General features: G+C 68.9%; 17 protein-coding genes. 11 read left to right on the top strand and 6 right to left on the bottom strand.

All coding sequences use genetic code 11. The annotated features are described in order from the left end of the window. Nucleotides 1–181: 181 nt before the first annotated feature. Both AC3EGR_RS01685 and AC3EGR_RS01680 read right to left on the bottom strand, forming a co-directional pair. Nucleotides 182–1,156 (bottom strand): TRAP transporter substrate-binding protein, encoded by a 975-nt coding sequence (locus AC3EGR_RS01685; protein ID WP_488544692.1) that lies wholly within the window; start codon nucleotides 1,154–1,156, stop codon nucleotides 182–184. A gap of 31 nt (nucleotides 1,157–1,187) precedes the next feature. Further along, on the bottom strand, nucleotides 1,188–2,012 hold the full coding sequence (locus AC3EGR_RS01680) for an NAD-dependent epimerase/dehydratase family protein (protein WP_488544691.1): 825 nt from the start codon (nucleotides 2,010–2,012) through the stop codon (nucleotides 1,188–1,190). Between the two features lie 115 nt (nucleotides 2,013–2,127). Between AC3EGR_RS01680 and AC3EGR_RS01675 the strand changes: the two genes are divergently transcribed. From AC3EGR_RS01675 to AC3EGR_RS01625, 11 genes are all read left to right on the top strand, one after another. Further along, nucleotides 2,128–2,850 carry a FadR/GntR family transcriptional regulator gene (locus AC3EGR_RS01675; protein ID WP_488544690.1) on the top strand — a complete coding sequence of 241 codons (723 nt, stop codon included), beginning with the start codon at nucleotides 2,128–2,130 and terminating at the stop codon, nucleotides 2,848–2,850. A gap of 79 nt (nucleotides 2,851–2,929) precedes the next feature. Beyond that, nucleotides 2,930–3,841: a 5-dehydro-4-deoxyglucarate dehydratase gene (gene kdgD, locus AC3EGR_RS01670; protein ID WP_488544689.1), complete on the top strand. Its 912-nt coding sequence runs from the start codon at nucleotides 2,930–2,932 to the stop codon at nucleotides 3,839–3,841. 27 nt (nucleotides 3,842–3,868) lie between these two features. Then, a complete protein-coding gene (locus tag AC3EGR_RS01665) occupies nucleotides 3,869–4,828 on the top strand; it encodes a Bug family tripartite tricarboxylate transporter substrate binding protein (RefSeq protein ID WP_488544688.1) in 960 nt (319 codons plus the stop codon). A gap of 2 nt (nucleotides 4,829–4,830) precedes the next feature. Further along, the gene (gudD, locus tag AC3EGR_RS01660; protein WP_488544687.1) at nucleotides 4,831–6,159 is read left to right on the top strand and encodes a glucarate dehydratase; all 1,329 of its coding nucleotides are present in this window, start codon (nucleotides 4,831–4,833) and stop codon (nucleotides 6,157–6,159) included. Nucleotides 6,160–6,275: 116 nt separating this feature from the next. Beyond that, a complete protein-coding gene (locus AC3EGR_RS01655) occupies nucleotides 6,276–7,715 on the top strand; it encodes an aldehyde dehydrogenase family protein (protein WP_488544686.1) in 1,440 nt (479 codons plus the stop codon). A gap of 42 nt (nucleotides 7,716–7,757) precedes the next feature. After that, nucleotides 7,758–8,549 carry an HpcH/HpaI aldolase family protein gene (locus AC3EGR_RS01650; protein WP_488544685.1) on the top strand — a complete coding sequence of 264 codons (792 nt, stop codon included), beginning with the start codon at nucleotides 7,758–7,760 and terminating at the stop codon, nucleotides 8,547–8,549. A 24-nt stretch (nucleotides 8,550–8,573) separates the two neighbouring features. Beyond that, complete coding sequence (locus AC3EGR_RS01645; RefSeq protein ID WP_488544684.1) at nucleotides 8,574–9,467, top strand: 2-hydroxy-3-oxopropionate reductase; 894 nt, start codon at nucleotides 8,574–8,576, stop codon at nucleotides 9,465–9,467. Nucleotides 9,468–9,596: 129 nt separating this feature from the next. After that, a complete protein-coding gene (locus AC3EGR_RS01640) occupies nucleotides 9,597–10,568 on the top strand; it encodes a Bug family tripartite tricarboxylate transporter substrate binding protein (protein ID WP_488544683.1) in 972 nt (323 codons plus the stop codon). Continuing rightward, entirely contained in the window at nucleotides 10,568–12,121 is a 1,554-nt protein-coding gene (gene garD, locus AC3EGR_RS01635) for a galactarate dehydratase (protein ID WP_488544682.1), read from the top strand. The genes AC3EGR_RS01640 and garD overlap by 1 nt, the downstream gene beginning before the upstream one ends. A gap of 111 nt (nucleotides 12,122–12,232) precedes the next feature. Then, complete coding sequence (locus AC3EGR_RS01630; RefSeq protein WP_488544953.1) at nucleotides 12,233–12,664, top strand: CHRD domain-containing protein; 432 nt, start codon at nucleotides 12,233–12,235, stop codon at nucleotides 12,662–12,664. A 7-nt stretch (nucleotides 12,665–12,671) separates the two neighbouring features. After that, the gene (locus tag AC3EGR_RS01625; RefSeq protein ID WP_488544681.1) at nucleotides 12,672–13,469 is read left to right on the top strand and encodes a phytanoyl-CoA dioxygenase family protein; all 798 of its coding nucleotides are present in this window, start codon (nucleotides 12,672–12,674) and stop codon (nucleotides 13,467–13,469) included. A 28-nt stretch (nucleotides 13,470–13,497) separates the two neighbouring features. On the opposite strand, the gene AC3EGR_RS01620 is transcribed toward AC3EGR_RS01625, so the two are convergent. From AC3EGR_RS01620 to AC3EGR_RS01605, 4 genes are all read right to left on the bottom strand, one after another. After that, nucleotides 13,498–14,535 (bottom strand): NUDIX domain-containing protein, encoded by a 1,038-nt coding sequence (locus tag AC3EGR_RS01620; protein ID WP_488544680.1) that lies wholly within the window; start codon nucleotides 14,533–14,535, stop codon nucleotides 13,498–13,500. Between the two features lie 4 nt (nucleotides 14,536–14,539). Continuing rightward, nucleotides 14,540–15,820 (bottom strand): lytic murein transglycosylase, encoded by a 1,281-nt coding sequence (locus AC3EGR_RS01615; RefSeq protein ID WP_488544679.1) that lies wholly within the window; start codon nucleotides 15,818–15,820, stop codon nucleotides 14,540–14,542. A gap of 118 nt (nucleotides 15,821–15,938) precedes the next feature. Beyond that, nucleotides 15,939–16,382, bottom strand: a complete 444-nt coding sequence (locus AC3EGR_RS01610) for a hypothetical protein (protein ID WP_488544678.1) — start codon at nucleotides 16,380–16,382, stop codon at nucleotides 15,939–15,941. Beyond that, on the bottom strand, nucleotides 16,379–16,849 hold the full coding sequence (locus AC3EGR_RS01605; protein ID WP_488544677.1) for a hypothetical protein: 471 nt from the start codon (nucleotides 16,847–16,849) through the stop codon (nucleotides 16,379–16,381). The genes AC3EGR_RS01610 and AC3EGR_RS01605 overlap by 4 nt, the downstream gene beginning before the upstream one ends. Nucleotides 16,850–17,102 lie beyond the last annotated feature (253 nt).

Here is a 17,102-nt window from a genome sequence, read left to right as displayed (position 1 = left end):
GCAGAACCGCGTGTAGAGATGGTTCGCGGGGGGACCGCTGCCGACGGCAAGGTCTTCCTCGGTGACGGGTGTGGAGGTCATGGATGCGCCAGTTGGGAGGCAGACGGAGGCTGGACGGGAAACAGGCGCACGTCCGGGGCCGCCCGGGAAGCGGCGGTGCGAACGTGCGAGCGGCCAGGGCTTACTTGGTGTCCTGCGCGGCCTTCACCAGGCGCTGCAGGTCCGGCGTGGTCATGAACTTCGCGTAGACCGGCTTCATCGCGTTCTGGAATTCCGCCTTGTTGACGTCCTTCACCAGCTGCGCGCCGGCCTTCGTCACGACGTCGATGGCCTTGGCGGTCTGCTCGTCCCACTTCTGGCGCTGGAACTTCACCGATTCCTTGGCCGTCTCGCGGAACATCTGCTGTTCGGCGGGCGACAGCTTGTCGAAGAACACCTTGGAGATGACCAGCATCTCGGGCGCCATCGAGTGTTCGGTATAGGAGTACACCTTGACGGCCTCGTAGTGCTTGAAGCCTTCGTAGGAAGGCTCGTTGTTCTCGGCGGCGTCGATCACGCCCGTCTTGAGGGCGGTATAGACCTCGGCGGTGGGCATGGGCGTCGCGTTGGCGCCCATGGCGTTGGCCACGGCCACCCACAGGTCGGACTGCTGCACGCGGATCTTCAGGCCCTTCGCGTCGGCCAGCGTGCGCACCGGCTTCTTGGCGTAGATCGAACGCGCGCCGCTGTCGTAGAAGGCCAGGCCGACCAGGCCCTGGTGCTCGCAACCCTTGAGGATTTCCTCGCCGACCGGGCCGTCCAGCACCTTGCGCATGTGGTCCACCGAGTGGAACAGGAAGGGCATCGTCGGCACCAGGCTCTTGGGGCAGATGCTGTTGAGCGAACTGATGTTGACGCGGTTCATCTCCAGCGCGCCGATCTTCACCTGGTCCAGCGTCTCCTTCTCGCTGCCCAGCGCGCTCTTGTTGAACACCTTGATCTTGTACTTGCCGCTGCTGCGCTTTTCCAGCAGCTCGCTCATGTGGCGCACGGCCGTGACGGTGGGGTAGTCGTCGCTGTTGTGGACGTCGGCCGAACGCAGCTCGACGGCTTGGGCGGCGCCCGCCAGGCCGATGGCGGCCAGCAGGGCGACGAGGGGGCGGATGGATCGCTTCATGGTTGTCTCCTGGAGGTGGAAGTGAACGGGATCAGGACGTTTCGAAAGGCCCGAGGTGGACGAAGCCGCCGGCCTGGTAGATAACCGCGGGGTCGTTCAGGTCGAGCCGGGGCTGCGCGGCCTCCTTGGCCGCGCGGAAGGGTTCGGAGCTGTCCTGCGGCCGGTAGCCGATGTGGCGCGCAGACGTGTTGTCCCACCAGGTGGTGGTGTTGTCGGACATGCCGTAGATGATCGTGTGGCCCGCCACCGGGGCGGTGAGGCTGGCGACGACCAGGCGTTCCAGGTCGTCGAAGCTCAGCCAGGTCGCCAGCATGCGGCGGTCGCGCGGCTCGGGGAAGGAGGAGCCGATGCGCAGGCACACGGTCTCGATGCCATAGCGGTCGAAGTAGAAGCGCGAGAGGTTCTCGCCGAACGCCTTGGAAATGCCGTAGTAGCCATCCGGCCGCACCGGCATGGAAGGGTCGACCACCTCGTCCTGGCGGTAGTAGCCGGTGACGTGGTTGGAACTCGCGAACACGATGCGCTTGACGCCGTGCTTGCGCGCCGCCTCGTAGACGTTGTACGTGCCGACGAAATTGGCCTGCAGGATCGCGTCGAAGGGCTGCTCGGTGGAAATGCCGCCCAGGTGCACGACGGCATCGATGCCGGCCAGCAGGTCATGCACCGCGGCGCGGTCCTCCAGCTTCGCCTCGACCACCTCCTCGCCGGCCTGGGCCGGTTCCATGGTCGCCAGGTCGCTCACGCGCAGCAGGCTGCAGCGCTTGCGCAGGCGCGGACGCAACTGGCGACCCAGGCCGCCGGCGGCGCCGGTCAGCAGGATGCGTCCTAGGGACACGGTGGGAAGGGGCGACTCCATGCTTTCCTTTCGTCGGGGTCCTGCTACATTAGGGCTGGACCCGGTTGTCGTCTGTTATCAGTCGTCGTACAAGTATTCCCGGACAACAGCCTGTCTCCACAGAGGGTTTACCCGCATGACCGAAGTCGCCGCCCGCCGCCGCCCCCGCAGCCTTGCCCACGACGTCGTCGACGCCCTGGGCGGTCGCATCCGCGACGGCTCGCTCACGCCGGGCGAGAAACTCCCCACCGAGGCGGCGATCATGGAAGAGTTCGGCGTCAGCCGCACGGTCGTCCGCGAGGCGATTTCCCGGCTGCAGGCCGGCGGCCTGGTCGAAACCCGCCATGGCGTGGGCACCTTCGTCGTCGGCCTGGGCGAAGGCTCCGCCTTCCGCATCTCGCCCGAACAGCTCGGCACGCTCAACGACGTGATCGAGGTGCTGGAGTTGCGCATCGCCGTCGAGACCGAAAGCGCCGCCCTGGCGGCCATGCGCCGCACCCCGGAGAACGTCGAGGCCCTGCGCAACGCGCTCGCGGCGTTCACCAGCGCGGTGGAGGAAGGCCGCGACGCCGTCGGCCCCGACTTCCAGTTCCACCTCGAGATCGCCCGGGCCACCCAGAACCACCACTTCATGGACCTGATGGGAACCCTGGGCGGGATGATGATCCCACGGGCGCGCCTGGAGCCGCCCGGCCCGCTCACGCCGGAGCGCCAGGCCTACCTGCGCCGGGTGAACGCGGAGCACGAGAGCATCGTCGACGCGATCAGCCAGCAGGACCCGGAAGGCGCCCGGGCCGCGATGCGCACGCATCTCGCCAACAGCCGCGAGCGCAGGCGGCGGTTGGCCGAAGGGCGCTAAACCCTTTCGCGTTGTCGGACATCCTTGCTAACGCGGTCCGGGCAGTTGTACGATGTCCTATCTCTTGACCGGACACACCATGACCCCCAACGAATTGAAGAAGGCCCTCTCCACCGGGCTGCTCTCCTTCCCGCTGACCGACTTCGACAAGGAGCTGCGCTTCGATCCGAAGGGCTACGCCGGCCGCCTGGAGTGGCTGATGCCCTATGGCGCCACGGTGCTGTTTGCCGCCGGCGGCACGGGTGAGTTCTTCTCGCTGGAGCCGACCGAGTACGCGCAGGTGATCAAGACCGCGTCCGAGACCTGCAAGGGCCGCGTGCCCATCGTCGGCGGCGCCGGCGGCGGCACCACCCTGGCCATCAAGTACGCGCAGGAAGCCGAGCGCAACGGCGCCGAAGGCGTGCTGCTGCTGCCGCACTACCTGACCGAAGCCACGCAGGAAGGCCTGGTGCAGCACGTCGAAGCCGTGTGCAAGAGCGTGAAGATCGGCGTGATCGTCTACAACCGCGGCGCGACCCGGCTGACCGCCGACTCGCTGCTGAAGCTGGCCGAGCGCTGCCCCAACCTGATCGGCTTCAAGGACGGCACCGGCGACATCGAGCGCATGGTCTCCATCCGCCAGAAGCTGGGCGACCGCTTCGCCATGATCGGCGGCATGCCCACCCACGAGGTCTACGCCCACGCGTACAAGGCCCTGGGCGTGCCAACCTATTCCTCCGCGATCTTCAACTTCATCCCGCGCACGGCGATGGAGTTCTACAACGCGTACTGGGCCGGCGACACCGCCACCACCGGCCGCCTGATCGACGAGTTCTTCCTGCCCTACCTGGCGATCCGCGCCAAGGGCGAAGGCTATGCCGTGTCCATCGTCAAGGCCGGCGCGACCATCGTCGGCCACGGCGCCGGCCCGGTGCGCCCGCCGCTGTCGGACCTCAAGCCCCAGGAAGTGGAAGAACTCGCCGCACTGATCCGCAAGCTCGGCCCGCAGTAAGGCCGGCGAAGAAAAGGAGACCTCCCCATGATCAAGAAGACCCTGATGGGCCTGGCCCTCGCCGCCGCCGCCGCGAGCGCCTTCGCCGCCTACCCCGACAAGCCCGTGACGCTGGTCGTGCCCTTCCCGCCGGGCGGCTCCACCGACGCCATCGCCCGCGTGCTGGCGCAGAAGCTGCCCGAGAAGCTGGGCGGCACCTGGATCGTCGACAACAAGCCGGGCGCCACCGGCACCATCGGCGCGGCCTTCGTCAAGCGCGCGCCGGCCGACGGCTACACGCTGTTCGTGTCCTCCCTGGGCCCGTTCGTGATCGCACCGCACTTGATCAAGGGCGTGCAGTACGACGCCCTGAAGGACCTGGACCCGATCACGGTCGCCGTGCAGGCGCCCAACGTGCTGGTCGTGCCCGTCAACTCCGCCGACAAGTCCCTGGCCGACCTGCTGGCCCACCTGAAGAAGACCCCCGGCAAGGTGAGCTTCGCCTCCTCCGGCAACGGCTCCTCCGACCACCTCTCGGCCGAACTGTTCTGGCAGCAGACCAAGACCGAAGGCCTGCACGTGCCCTACAAGGGCGGCGGCCCGGCCATCAACGACCTGCTGGGCGGCCAGGTGGACGCTGCGTTCGTCAACATCAACAGCATCATCCAGCACATCAAGGGCGGCAAGGTGCGCGCGCTGGGCATCTCCTCCGACAAGCGCTCGCCGCTGCTGCCGGAAGTGCCGACCCTCGCCGAGCAGGGCGTCAAGGGCGCCGAAGTGCAGTCCTGGCAGGCCGTGGCCGCGCCCAAGGGGCTGCCGGCGGACATCAAGCAGAAGCTGTACACCGCGATCGCCGGCATCCTCAACGAGAAGGACGTCAAGGACAAGCTGCTGGCGCAGGGCTTCGAGATCGTGGCCGACACGCCGGAGCATTTCGCGAAATTCCAGGCCGAGGAATTCGGCAAGTGGAAGCAGTTGATCGAGACCCGCAAGATCACGGCTGACTGACCATGAGCGCCCCCGTCGTCAAGACGATGCGTGTGGTCCCGGTCGCCGGCCGGGACGACATGCTCCTGAACCTGTCGGGCGCGCATGCGCCCTTCTTTACCCGCAACATCGTCCTGGTGACCGACAGCGAGGGCCACACCGGCCTCGGTGAAGTCCCCGGCGGCGAGAAGATCCGCCAGACGCTGGAAGACGCGCGCCCGCTGGTGGAAGGCCAGTCGATCGGCAACCTGCAGGCCATCCTCAATGCGATGCGCACCAAGTTCGCCGACCGCGACTCCGGCGGCCGCGGCCAACAGACCTTCGACCTGCGCACCACCATCCACGCGGTGACGGCGGTGGAATCGGCCCTGCTGGACCTGCAAGGCCAGCACATGGGCGTGAGCGTCGCGGCCCTGCTCGGCGAAGGCCAGCAGCGCGACGCGGTGCAGATGCTGGGCTATCTCTTCTACGTGGGCGACCGCAGGAAGACCAACCTGCCCTACGCCTGCGAGCCGGACGCGAAGGACGACTGGTCCCGCCTGCGCCACGAAGAAGCGATGACGCCCGAAGCGATCGTGCGCCTGGCCGAAGCCGCGCAGCAGCGCTACGGCTTCCAGGACTTCAAGCTCAAGGGCGGCGTGCTGCGCGGCGACGAGGAAGTCGAAGCCGTGACGGCGCTGCACGAGCGCTTCCCGACCGCACGCGTGACGCTGGACCCGAACGGCGGCTGGCTGCTGAAGGACGCGATCCGCCTGGGCCGCAAGATGCAGGGCGTGGTCGCCTACGCCGAAGACCCGTGCGGCGCCGAGGACGGTTTTTCCGGCCGCGAGGTGATGGCGGAATTCCGTCGCGCCACCGGCCTGCCCACCGCCACCAACATGGTCGCGACCGACTGGCGCCAGATGGCGCACTCGCTCGCGCTGCAATCGGTGGACATCCCGCTGGCCGACCCGCACTTCTGGACGATGGCGGGTTCCGTGCGCGTGGCGCAGACCTGCCGCGACTGGGGCCTGACCTGGGGCTCGCACTCCAACAACCACTTCGACATCTCGCTGGCGATGTTCACGCACGTCGGCGCCGCGGCGCCCGGCAAGGTGACCGCGATCGACACGCACTGGATCTGGCAGGACGGCCAGCGCCTGACGAAGAACCCGCTGCAGATCGAAGGCGGCTACGTGGAGGTGCCGAAGAAGCCGGGCCTGGGCATCGAGATCGACGAGGCCGAGCTGCGCAAGGCCAACGCGCTGTACCAGCAGCACGGCCTGGGCGCCCGCGACGACGCGATCGCGATGCAGTTCCTGGTGCCGGGCTGGAAGTTCGACCCGAAGCGGCCCTGCCTGGTGAGAGAGTGAATTTCTCCTTCCCCCTCTGGGGGAAGGCCGGGATGGGGGCGCTCGACGGTCAAAGCGCCCCCACCCCAACCCTCCCCCAGTGGGGGAGGGAGTGATCCAGAGACAGGAGAGTCCCAATGTTCAAGAACCTCATCGGCGGCGAGTGGGTCGAGTCGACCCGCGTTTCCCGCAACATCAACCCCTCGGACACCCGCGACCTCGTGGGCGAGTACGCCCAGGCCAGCGCCGACGATGCGCGGCAGGCCATCGCCGCGGCCACCAGGGCGCAGCCCGCCTGGGGCATCGCCACGCCGCAGCAGCGCTTCGACATCCTGGACGCCGCCGGCGCCGAGATCCTGGCGCGCAAGGCCGAACTGGGCGACCTGCTGGCGCGCGAGGAAGGCAAGACCCTGCCCGAAGCCATCGGCGAAGTGGTCCGCGCCGGCAACATCTTCAAGTTCTTCGCCGGTGAAGCGCTGCGCTCCGGCGGCGACGTGGTCCCGTCCGTGCGCCCCGGCGTCGGCGTGGAAGTCACGCGCGAGCCGGTCGGCGTCGTCGGCCTGATCACGCCCTGGAACTTCCCCATCGCGATCCCCGCCTGGAAGATCGCGCCCGCCCTGGCCTATGGCAACGCCGTGGTGCTCAAGCCCGCAGACCTCGTGCCGGGCAGCGCCTGGGCGATCGCCGACATCCTGCACCGCGCGGGCCTGCCCGCGGGCGTGTTCAACCTGGTCATGGGCCGCGGTTCCGAAGTCGGGCAGGTGCTGCTGGACGACAAGCGCGTGCATGCGATCAGCTTCACCGGCTCGGTCGCCACCGGCCAGCGCATCGCGCAGGCCTGCGTCGCGCGCATGGCGAAGTTCCAGCTCGAGATGGGCGGCAAGAACCCGATGGTGGTGCTGGACGATGCCGACCTGGACGTCGCCGTCACGGCGGCGCTCAACAGCGGCTTTTTCTCCACCGGCCAGCGCTGCACCGCGTCCTCGCGCCTGATCGTCACCGAAGGCATCCACGACCGCTTCGTCGCCGCGATGGCGGAAAAGATGAAGACGCTCACTGTGGACGATGCGCGCAAGAAGGGCACCGACATCGGCCCCGTGGTCGACGACAAGCAGCTCGCGCAGGACCTGGAATACATTGCCATCGGCAAGTCCGAAGGCGCGAAGCTCGTCGCCGGCGGCGAGGCGCTGGGCAAGAACGCCGACGGCGCCCCGGGCCACTACCTGCGCCCGGCCCTCTTCACCGAGACCAGCAAGGACATGCGCATCAACCGCGAAGAGATCTTCGGCCCGGTGGTGAGCGTCATCCGCGCGAAGAACTACGACGAGGCGCTGGCCCTGGCCAACGACACCGAATTCGGCCTGTCCGCCGGCATCGCTACCACGTCCCTCAAGCACGCGACGCACTTCAAGCGCCACGTGCAGGCCGGCATGGTGATGGTGAACCTGCCCACCGCGGGCGTGGACTACCATGTGCCGTTCGGCGGCCGCAAGGGTTCGAGCTTCGGCCCGCGCGAGCAGGGACGTTACGCCGCGGAGTTCTACACGACCGTGAAGACGGCCTACACCCAGGCCTGAGCCCGGGCCCGGCCTGGGCCCACCCATACCGGAGGAGCTGCCATGAGGGAAAACCGCCTGCGCACTTTGTGGAAGTCGGGAGGCGCGGCCGTCAACGGCTGGCTCGCGATCCCCAGCGGCTTCTCCACCGAGGTCATGGCCCAGCAGGGCTGGGACGCTCTGACCATCGACCTGCAGCACGGCGTGGTCGACTACAACGGACTCGTCCCCATGCTGCAGGCCATCTCCACGACCGACACGGTACCGGTGGTGCGCGTGCCCTGGCTCGAGCCCGGCATCCTGATGAAGGTGCTGGACGCCGGCGCCTACGGCGTGATCTGCCCGATGGTGAACTCGCGCGAGGATGCGCAGAAGCTGGTCGCCTGGACGCACTATGCCCCGCGCGGCACGCGCAGCTTCGGCCCCGTGCGTGCCCTGCTCTATGGCGGCGCCGACTACCCCGAGCACGCCAACGACACCATCGTCACCTTTGCGATGATCGAGACCGCGGCGGCGCTGGACAATCTCGACGCGATCTGCTCCGTCGAAGGCCTGGACGCCATCTACATCGGCCCGTCGGACCTGTCGCTGGCCCTCGGCTGCAAGCCGGCGTTCGACGACGTGGATCCCAAGGTCGCGCAAGCCATCGACCACATCCTGGACCGCGCCAAGGCGCACGGCCTGGTCGCGGGCATCCACAACGGCGCGCCGCCGGCAGCGCTGGCCCGCATCGCCAAGGGCTTCCAGTTCGTCACCGTCAGTTCCGACGCGCGCCTGATGGCCGCCGGGGCGCAGCAGGTGATGGCCGCGATGCGCGCCGGCAAGCCGGCAGCCTCCTCCTCCGGTTCGTACTGACCCCTCCCCAGAAAGGCAAAAGCCATGAAGATCGGATTCATCGGCCTGGGCATCATGGGCGCGCCCATGGCCAGGCACCTCGCCGACGCCGGCCACCAGCTGTACGTGCACACGCGCAGCCAGGTGCCGCCCACGATCGCCGAAACGAGCGCGGTGCGCTGCGCCAACGCCGCCGAGGTCACCAGGCAGTCCGAGGTGATCATCACCATGCTGCCCGACACGCCGGACGTGGAGACGGTGCTGTTCGGCGAGAACGGCATCGCCGCCGGCCTGCAAGGGGGCGGCGCGCGCAAGGTGGTGCTGGACATGAGCTCCATCTCGCCGACGGCGACCAAGGCCTTCGCGCAGAAGGTCAACGCGCTGGGCGCGGACTACGTCGACGCGCCCGTGTCCGGTGGCGAAGTCGGCGCCAAGGCGGCGTCGCTCACCATCATGTGCGGCGGCGACCCGGCCGTGTTCGAGCGCGTGAAGCCCCTGCTGGAGAAGATGGGCAAGAACATCACGCTGGTAGGTGGCGTCGGCGACGGCCAGACCACCAAGGTGGCCAACCAGATCATCGTGGCGCTGAACATCGCCGCCGTCGGCGAGGCGCTGCTGTTCGCGAGCAAGGCCGGCGCCGATCCGGCCAAGGTGCGCCAGGCGCTCATGGGCGGCTTCGCCGCCAGCCGGGTGCTCGAAGTGCACGGCGAGCGCATGGTCAAGCGCACCTTCAATCCCGGCTTCCGCATCGCGCTGCACCAGAAGGACCTGAACCTCGCGCTGCAGGGCGCCCGCGAGCTGGGCGTAGCGTTGCCGCAGACGGCCAGCGCCGCGCAATTGATGGCCGCCTGCGCCGGCAACGGCATGGCCGGCCTGGACCACTCCGCGCTCGTGCGGGCGCTGGAGCTGATGGCAGGCCACGAAGTGGCGAAAGCCTGAACGCGACCCGCGACCCGCAATCCAACCCATGTCATCCCGGGCTCGACCCGGGATCCATAAGGCGACCGATCAGGCGCCCATGGATTGCCGGTCGAGCCCGCAATGACAACTTCCAAGGAGACACGACACATGACGATCCAACGACGCAAGGTGCTGCAGGCCACTGCCGCTTTCATCGCCGCCCCCGCCGCGTTCGCCCAGGCCGACAAGTGGCCCAGCAAGCAGGTCCGCATCGTGGTGCCCTACCCGCCGGGCGGGTCCTCGGACATCCTCGCGCGGGCCGTCAGCAACCTGCTGGCGGAGTCGCTCAAGCAGACGGTGATCGTCGACAACAAGCCGGGCGCAAATGGCAACCTCGGCGCCGATCTCGTCGCTAAATCCGCGCCTGACGGCTACAACCTGCTGCTGTGCGACGTGGGTGCGCTGTCGATCTCGCCGGCCATGTACCCAAAGCTGGCCTTCGACCCGTCGAAGGACCTGCGCGGGGTGACCATGCTCGCCTACTCCCCCCACCTGCTGGTGGTCCATCCTTCCGTGCCCGCCAACAACCTCAAGGAACTGGTGGCGCTTTCGAAGCAGAAGGAGCTGAATTTCGCCGTCAGCGGCACCGGCGGCGCACCACACCTCGCGGGCGTGTCCCTGGCACAGGCCAGCGGCGCGCGCTGGCAATACGTGCCCTACAAGGGCGGCAGCCAGGCGATCACCGACACGGTCGGCGGCCAGTGCCAGGTCATGATGAACGGGATGCTGGCCACGCTGCCGCACGTGCAGGGCGGCAAGCTGAAGCTGCTGGGCGTGTCCAAGGGCACGCGCATGCCCTTGATCGGCGACGTGCCTACGATCGCGGAACAGGGCGTGCCGGGCTTCGAGTCGGGCAGCTGGCAGGGCGTCCTGGTGCCGCGCGGCACGCCGGAAGCCATCGTGCAGAAGCTGAACGCGGAACTCGTGGCCGCGATCCGGAACCCGGAAGTGCGCGGCCGTCTCGCGGGCCAGGGCGCCGAGGTTGTGACCATGACGCCCGTGCAGCAGGACCAGTTCTTCGACAAGGAGCGCCGCCGCTGGGCCCAGGTGGTCGCCTCCGCGAACATCAAAGCCGAGTGATGGCCGAGCCCCTCTACATCACGATGCACGCGGCGGACAACGTCGCGATCGTGGCCAACGACGGCGGGCTGCCGCCCGGCACCGTCTTCGCGTCCGGCCTCACCTTGCGCGACAAAGTGCCGCAGGGGCACAAGGTGGCGCTGGTCGATATTCCGGCCGGCTCCGCCGTGCTGCGCTACAACGTGCCGATCGGCTATGCCGAGAAGGACATCGCGGCGGGCAGCTGGGTGCACGAGCGCCTGCTGCGCATGCCGCAGGCGCGCAGCCTCGAGGACCTGCCGTTCGCCACCGCGGCGCGCGACGAAGCGAAGCCGCTGGAGGGCTACACCTTCGAGGGCTTCCGCAACCCGGACGGCTCGGTGGGCACGCGCAACATCCTGGCCATCACGCAGAGCGTTCAGTGCGTGGCCGGCGTGACCAACTTCGCCGTCGACCGCATCAAGCGCGAGCTGCTGCCCCGCTATCCGCACGTCGACGACGTGGTGGCGCTGGAGCACGGCTACGGCTGCGGCGTGGCGATCGACGCGCCCGATGCCGTGATCCCGATCCGCACCCTGCGCAACATCAGCCTGAACCCGAACTTCGGGGGCGAGGTGATGGTGGTGAGCCTGGGCTGCGAGAAGCTGCAGCCGGAACGCCTGCTGCCCCCCGGCACCATCCCGATCGCGGACACGCGCGGCGAAGCGCCCGAGCTGGACGTGGTGTGCCTGCAGGACGAGGCGCACGTCGGCTTCATGTCGATGGTGGACTCGATCATGCGCCAGGCCACGGTGCACCTGGAACGCCTGAACCAGCGCCGGCGCGAGACCGTGCCGGCCAGCGAGCTGGTCGTCGGCGTGCAGTGCGGCGGCAGCGATGCGTTCTCCGGAGTGACGGCCAATCCGGCGGTGGGCTACTGCGCCGACCTGCTGGTGCGCGCGGGCGCCACCATCATGTTCTCGGAAACCACCGAGGTGCGCGACGGCGTCGCCCAGCTCACCTCGCGCGCAGCCACGCCCGAAATCGCCCAAGCCATCGTGCGCGAGATGGGCTGGTACGACGAGTACCTGCGCCGCGGCTCGGTGGACCGCAGCGCCAACACCACGCCCGGCAACAAGAAGGGCGGCCTGTCCAACATCGTCGAGAAGGCGATGGGCTCCATCGTCAAGTCCGGCAGCTCGCGCATCGCCGGCGTGCTGTCGCCCGGCGAGAAGGTCAAGCAGAAGGGCCTGGTGTATGCGGCGACGCCCGCCAGCGACTTCATCTGCGGCACCCTGCAGCTGGCCGCGGGCATGAACCTGCACGTGTTCACCACCGGCCGCGGCACGCCTTACGGCCTGGCCGAAGTGCCCGTGATCAAGGTGGCGACGCGCAGCGACCTGGCGCGGCGCTGGCACGACCTGATGGACGTCAACGCCGGCACCATTGCCGAGGGCAAGGCGACGATCGAGGACGTGGGCTGGGAACTGTTTCGCCTCATGCTGGACGTCGCCAGCGGCCGCAAGAAGACCTGGGCCGAGCAGTGGAAGCTGGCCAACCAGCTGGTGCTGTTCAATCCGGCGCCGGTGACCTGAGCGTGCGCGTGTCAGAGGGGCCGGCGAGCTGTAGTGCGAATCCCTCTCGCCACCGCCCCCATTGCATGGCAATCTCGGGGCCGGCACTGTCGCCACGCACTGAAAAAGACCATGCACATTCCCAGGAACCTGATCCTTGCCACAGCCTTCGCGGCTGCGCTCAGCGCCTGCGCCTCAATGCCCTGGAACACCGTGCGCATCGGAGGCAGCATGTCGGGTTCGGAGGAGGTCCCCGTCGTGAACACCGCGGGTCGCGGCATGGTCGAAGGCACGTACAACAAGGAAACGCGCAAGCTGGCCTATACGGTCACCTATACGGGCCTGAGCGGCGCCGCGACAGCCGCCCACTTCCACGGCCCGGCGTCGAGCGGACAGAACGCCGGCGTCGTCCTGCCGTTCGCGAATCCGGCGGATCCGATCAAGGGTGAAGCGACGCTGACCGAGGCACAGGCCGCGGACCTGCTCGCCGGGCACTGGTACGCGAACGTGCACACCCGCGCGCATCCGGGCGGGGAAATCCGCGGTCAAGTGATGGCCAAGTGAGCGCCGCATGGCCCAGCTCTCCCTGGATGAAATCGCCCGCTACCAGCACGAAGGCTGGGTGAAGCCCGCGTGGCGCCTGCCCCGCGAACGCACGGACGCGATGCGCGAGGCGCTGGACGAGCTCATTGCGCGAAACCCTGGCGTGCGCCCGGAAAAGCTCGTGTCCGCGCACATCGAAGGCGACAACGGCGAAGGCGTGCGCGGCAGCGCGGCGTTCCTGGAACTCGCGCGCGATCCGGAAATCGTCGACCTCGTCTCGGGCGTGATCGGCGAGGACGTGATCCTCTGGGGCTGCCACGTGTTCTGCAAGCCGCCCGTGGACGGCTACGAAACGCCCTGGCACCAGGACGGCCACTACTGGCCGATCCGGCCGCTGGCCACGTGCACCGTGTGGGTCGCGCTGGAAGCATCCGACCGCGGCAACGGCTGCCTGCGCGTGGTGCCGGGCTCGCACGCGGCGCGCACGCTGCATCCGCACCTGCACGAAGACCGCACCGACCTCACGCTCAACCAGCGCATGGCCGCCGGTGCGTTCGACGAGGCGCAGGCCGTGGACGTCGAACTGGAACCGGGCGAGATGTCCCTGCACGACGTGTACATGATCCATGGCGCGCGGCCGAACACGTCCACGCGCCGCCGCACGGGCGTGGCGCTGCGCTACATGCCTTCGACGTCGCTGTTCGATCGCAAGCTGCGGCCGTCGGACGGGAAGACCGGCGTGGCGGTGGATTTCGGGCGCAGGCCCCTGTGGTTGTTGAAGGGGGTGGACCGCAGCGGCAACGATTTCGTGACCGGGCACCGCTGACGCGGTGGCGGTGGGGTTCCCCTGGCGCTCACGTGATCCCCAGGAACGAGTCCAGGATGTGGAAGTGATCGTCGTGGAACTGCTCCTCCAGTGACGGCAGGTCGGCGATCGGCACCCATCTCGCTTCCGCCGCGTCGTCGCTGGCCGCGATCTCGGGCAGCATGCGTTCGCCCAGGTCGAAATGGAACGCGTGCGTGATGACGCGGCCCCGCTGGCTGCGGTCCGGGTGGTCGAACACGCGCGTGGCCTTCAGCGCGTGCTCCATCTCGGAGGGCAACAGTTCGAAGCCCGTCTCTTCCTGGAGTTCGCGCACCGCCGACTGGTAGGCCGTCTCGCGCTGCTCGATGAAGCCGCCCGGCACTGCCAGCAGCCCCTTGCCGGGCGCGCGACCTCGCCGGATCAACAGCACCCGGTCGGCGACGCGCACGACCGCATCGACCGTCACGAACACCGGCGGGTACGGCGAGCCCGCCCACTTGTCGTGTTCCTCGGACAGCTCCGCCCATTCCTCGCGCAGGCGCGCCAGGAAGGGCAATTGCGCCCAGGACCGCAGGAAATCCACCATCGCCGGCGGCACCTGGCTGGCCAGCGCCGCAAGTGCCGTCTCGATCGTCGGGGAGGCATAGAGCACCGCACGCAAGGACTTGCCGTGCACCTCTCCCTGTCGGCCCACGTCGTGCAGGTCCCAGCCGGGAAAGGCGTCCAGGTAGTCGGTGGTGGCGTCCTTGCGATGCCCCACCAGCACGATGCGCGTGTTCGGCGAACCGGTGAGCTTCGCCATCTCCTCCTGCACCTGCCGGGCCCACCGCTTCTCGTCGTACACGTCACGCACCGGGAGAAAGGTCACGCGGGCACGCTCCTGCTCGTCCAGCACGAGCCGGATCGCCCCGACGCGTTCGTCGAAAGTGAAGGGGTTGCGGGGCGAGCGCGCCTGGTGTGCCGAGCCGACCAGCACCGCAACGCGCGGGGCGAGCTCCAGGGCTTCGCGCAGCAGCGCGAGCTGGGCGTTGTGGAACAGCTGGAAGCGGCCGATGCAGACCGCCCACTCGGGCTTGGCTCGCGCCATGGGCTCAGGGCTGCATCAGCAGCTGCATCGTGCGCTGGCCCGCGCGCCGCTGCGGCGGCAGGCCCTTGGCGGTGAGTTCCGCGGCGATGGCATCGCGCGTGTTGCGACCCATCACGCCGTCCGGCACCACCTGCGCGTGGCCACGCTGCAGCAGCCAGGCCTGCAGCTGCTTGACCTGGGCGCGGCTCAGGCCAGGGTCGTCCGTCGGCCACGCCGTGGCGAAGTCGGAGCCGCCCCCGATCTTGCGCGCGAGCAATGCAACCTCCATCACGTAGCGCACCGAGCGGTTGTAGCGCAGGATGGTGTCGAAGTTGCGCGAGACCAGGAAGGCCGGGCCCGGCAGGCCCACGGGGAAGAAGGGATAGAGATCGGGGTCGCCGGCCAGTTGCAGCGGCCGCTTCTCGCCGCCGGGGCCGACTTCCATCCAGCCTTGCGCGTTCCACTGCGACTGTTTCTGCACGCGGTCCGCGAGCCGCTTGGCCTCGCCGCCGGTATTGAACTCCGCCTGCAGGGCCGCCGGTACCGCGACCTCCACGTACACCGGCAGGCTCATGTCCCACCCCCCGCGCAGCTTCAGATGGTTGGCGGTTGTCGCCCAGGCATCGGCCTCGGACTGCACGATGTCCGCATAGCCGTCGCCGTCGAAGTCCACGGCGAGCTGCTCGAAGCTGTCCGGAACGAACTGCGTGCGGCCGAAGGCGCCGGCCCAGGAGCCGACGAAGTTCTCGGGATGCACGCGCTTGTCCCGCAACACGCGCACGGCGGCGAATGCGCGTTCCCGCGGCGCGCAGCTTCCCGGCGTGTTCGCGGTCTCCGCACACGGGCGCAGGCAGGCCAGGCTCAGCGTCGCGTCGAGCACGGGGATGCGGCCCTGCGAAGGACCGAAGTTGGTCTCGATGCCATAGATCGCGACCACGATCTCCTTGGGCACGCCGAACTGCTGTTCGATGCGCTGCAGCGTGGCCGCATTGGCGGCGAGGATGCGCTGGCCGTCCTGCACGCGCTGCGCGTCGGTGACCCCCGCGAGCTCGTCCCACCAGTAGGTGGGCTCGCCGGCCTGCACCAGCAGCGACTGCCGCACGCGGTCGTCGTAGCGCGCGTTGGTCGCGAACTGGTCGAACTCCTCGCGCGTGAGCGGGCGGCCCGAGAGCGCGGTCTGGCCGGCCAGGTTCTGCACGCAGGCCTGGAACTGCTCGGGCGGCATGGGTTGGTCGAGCAATGCGGCCTGGCTGGCGAATGGCAAGGCGGCCAGCAGGGCCGCGGCGGACAAACGGAAGAGGTTCATGGCACGCATGGCGCGGGCCAGTATAGGAAGCGCGTCCGCAGCGTGGGGCCGCGCGGCGCGAGGATGCGCGCTCGGCCTACAGCAGGAGCTCGGCGCTAGTGTCCTGCGGGGCAGAACACTAGTAGTCGGCCGCGAATTCGTCCGGCGGCACGAGGTTTGTCAGGGCCCGGAAGGCGCCCACCACCAGCAGCACCTCGGCGACCACCAGGAAGGGCAGCGGCGTCAGCATCGCGACGAGTTGCGGGGCGCTGTTCCAGACGGCATCGTCCAGCGGCACGAGGTCCATCACGCGCGCGAGCAGGCCCGTGGCCACGGCCACGCCGAACGCATAGGCGGCGATCCCCACCAGCAGGATGCGCAGGCCGCGGCGCGGGAACAGCAGGCGACGGTGCACCTGCGCCATCTGCACGAACAGCGCGACCAGGCCGGCCGCCAGCGCGAGCTCGGTCATCCAGCGCTGCACGCCGATGCGCGCGAGCAGCCCGTGGGCGCGATCGAGCTGGTCCAGCGTGGAGAAGAAGGCGGCGAGCAGCAGCGTGAGGGCGACGTAGAGGCGCTTCATTTCCTCCTCCGGCGCGGCAGCAGGGATTCGACGTCGTCCGGCACCGACTCCAGGTTCACCAGCACACCGACGAGGCACACCAGCACGCCGAGCCGCGCAGAGAATTCGACGGCCTGAAGCACTGCACCGTCCGACACCTGCACGCCGCCTTGCGCGATGGCGTCGCGCAGCCAGGCGCCGGCCCATTCCTCCGACCAGCTCGCGTGCGACAGCAGGAACAGCAGCGAGAACAGCGCCAGCAGCACGATCCACGGGTTCCAGCGCGGGAGCCGATGCGCCAGCTCCGCATCGCGCGCCAGCAGCAGCGCGGGCGCCACGGCCACCAGGGCGCAGATCCCGGCGAGGTCGATCCCGGCCAGGCCCACCGTGGACGGCTCGATGCCGCCTTCCTTCAGCAGGACCCGCACGGGAAACAGCAGGGACAGCAGCACGGCCAGTCCCAGCAGAACGGATGCTCTTCGCAACATTTCGGTGCGCCTCCCCTCACATTCGTCGTCCGGTTATACCGGCGGGCCTCGGGCGCCCCGGGGAGCGCCGCCGCGCGGTCAGGGGCGCACGACGAGCGTCGTTGCGAACCCGCACCGCGGGCGGCGGTCCGCCCTGCACCGGAAAAAATGCACAGTGCTGCGGCGGTCGCGATCTTCGTTACTTTGCCGCGGCCGAGCCACCCCGCCGGAGGGGGGAAACCGACGCGGGATCGTTTCTAATACGGGGCGCGCC

The organism is Ramlibacter sp. G4-7, from assembly GCF_057784995.1.
Note: the sequence above shows the minus strand (reverse complement) of the source record. Positions and strands in the feature narration are given on the sequence as shown.

Excerpts from the sequence above, each read along its gene's own strand:
- AC3EGR_RS01605 (WP_488544677.1), bottom strand. The coding sequence starts at position 16,849 with ATGTTGCGAAGAGCATCCGTTCTGCTGGGACTGGCCGTGCTGCTGTCC.
- AC3EGR_RS01625 (WP_488544681.1), top strand. The coding sequence starts at position 12,672 with ATGGCCCAGCTCTCCCTGGATGAAATCGCCCGCTACCAGCACGAAGGC.
- AC3EGR_RS01650 (WP_488544685.1), top strand. The coding sequence starts at position 7,758 with ATGAGGGAAAACCGCCTGCGCACTTTGTGGAAGTCGGGAGGCGCGGCC.
- AC3EGR_RS01675 (WP_488544690.1), top strand. The coding sequence starts at position 2,128 with ATGACCGAAGTCGCCGCCCGCCGCCGCCCCCGCAGCCTTGCCCACGAC.
- gudD (WP_488544687.1), top strand. The coding sequence starts at position 4,831 with ATGAGCGCCCCCGTCGTCAAGACGATGCGTGTGGTCCCGGTCGCCGGC.
- AC3EGR_RS01640 (WP_488544683.1), top strand. The coding sequence starts at position 9,597 with ATGACGATCCAACGACGCAAGGTGCTGCAGGCCACTGCCGCTTTCATC.
- AC3EGR_RS01645 (WP_488544684.1), top strand. The coding sequence starts at position 8,574 with ATGAAGATCGGATTCATCGGCCTGGGCATCATGGGCGCGCCCATGGCC.
- kdgD (WP_488544689.1), top strand. The coding sequence starts at position 2,930 with ATGACCCCCAACGAATTGAAGAAGGCCCTCTCCACCGGGCTGCTCTCC.
- AC3EGR_RS01630 (WP_488544953.1), top strand. The coding sequence starts at position 12,233 with ATGCACATTCCCAGGAACCTGATCCTTGCCACAGCCTTCGCGGCTGCG.
- AC3EGR_RS01655 (WP_488544686.1), top strand. The coding sequence starts at position 6,276 with ATGTTCAAGAACCTCATCGGCGGCGAGTGGGTCGAGTCGACCCGCGTT.
- AC3EGR_RS01680 (WP_488544691.1), bottom strand. The coding sequence starts at position 2,012 with ATGGAGTCGCCCCTTCCCACCGTGTCCCTAGGACGCATCCTGCTGACC.
- AC3EGR_RS01665 (WP_488544688.1), top strand. The coding sequence starts at position 3,869 with ATGATCAAGAAGACCCTGATGGGCCTGGCCCTCGCCGCCGCCGCCGCG.
- AC3EGR_RS01610 (WP_488544678.1), bottom strand. The coding sequence starts at position 16,382 with ATGAAGCGCCTCTACGTCGCCCTCACGCTGCTGCTCGCCGCCTTCTTC.
- garD (WP_488544682.1), top strand. The coding sequence starts at position 10,568 with ATGGCCGAGCCCCTCTACATCACGATGCACGCGGCGGACAACGTCGCG.
- AC3EGR_RS01685 (WP_488544692.1), bottom strand. The coding sequence starts at position 1,156 with ATGAAGCGATCCATCCGCCCCCTCGTCGCCCTGCTGGCCGCCATCGGC.
- AC3EGR_RS01615 (WP_488544679.1), bottom strand. The coding sequence starts at position 15,820 with ATGAACCTCTTCCGTTTGTCCGCCGCGGCCCTGCTGGCCGCCTTGCCA.
- AC3EGR_RS01620 (WP_488544680.1), bottom strand. The coding sequence starts at position 14,535 with ATGGCGCGAGCCAAGCCCGAGTGGGCGGTCTGCATCGGCCGCTTCCAG.